Origin of the sequence: Salinicola endophyticus (assembly GCF_003206575.1) — a bacterium.
GTDB classification, from domain to species: Bacteria; Pseudomonadota; Gammaproteobacteria; order Pseudomonadales; family Halomonadaceae; genus Salinicola; species Salinicola endophyticus.
In genome coordinates, this window is sequence record NZ_PZJO01000019.1 from 2,143 (window position 1) to 3,096 (window position 954).

The window sequence follows — 954 nt, forward strand, 5'->3', positions numbered from 1 at the left end:
TACCGCGGGCCAACCACCAGCCGATGGCTATCGCGATCACCAGTGCCACCAGAATGACGCCGATGACGATCGTGCGGCTGCGCTGGTAGCTCTTAATGCTCTGCTGATAGTTCGCCAGTGTCTCTGCGCGCTCCGAGCGGTAGAGGGCGGTGATCGAGTCGTAGACATTGGCGTAGCTCTGACTTATCGCGCTCTCATCGGCGTGACCGCTATCCAGCAAGTTGCGTTGAGTTTCTAGTGCCTGGATAAAGGTTTGCGCCTTTTGCTTCTGTGCATCACCGGAGACTGATGCATAGCGCCCCCAGGCGGCATCGGCCCGCTGGCGGTTGGCATCTATCTCGTGACGCTGCGCTGCGGAGAGTTCCTGGTTGCCGGACAGCGCAAAAAGAGTGCGGTTGTCGCTGACCGCGGCTCTGACGGTGGAGAGTTCGATCATCGACTGAACGTTATCCTCGACGATCGCGTGCATCGTCTCCTGGGTCTCACGATTGTTCAAGACACCCTGCACGCCGATCGCGACCAGTAGCAGAATGATCAACCCCAGTCCCAGACATAGACGGGCCTTGACGCTATGTAGCGCACTTCTCATGTTCGTTTCCCCATATGAGTAGTCTGACAGGCAGGCAGCACGCGGCAGGGAGTTGCAGCGTACAAGGGTTATCGGCCGTGTTTAATTGTTATTGAGCTGAAGTTCAATCAATAAATACATTCTATATTAGATGTTTTTATTTTTTATAGTTCTTAACTAAAGGATTGTTTTCCAGCATGTCGTTGATCAAGAAGATGAAAGTTATGGAGACGTCGAATGCAGGAGAAGCGGCGTGTCGATGCGGCTACGCAGGCGCGTGGAAAACGAGAACAGGCCGTGAGGAGATGAGGGGGCTGAGAGGCCACCTATCGCCCAATCGTCGGGCGATAGGTGGGGGAGGCTGCTGGCGTTAGAAGCTGCTCCAC

1 protein-coding gene is annotated in these 954 nt (G+C 55.0%); it reads right to left on the minus strand.

Going from position 1 to position 954, the window contains the following annotated elements:
• On the minus strand, positions 1–538 hold a 538-nt coding region (locus DOM66_RS19365; RefSeq protein ID WP_188115223.1), incomplete at its 3' end, for an MCP four helix bundle domain-containing protein.
• Between the last annotated feature and the right edge of the window lie 416 nt (positions 539–954).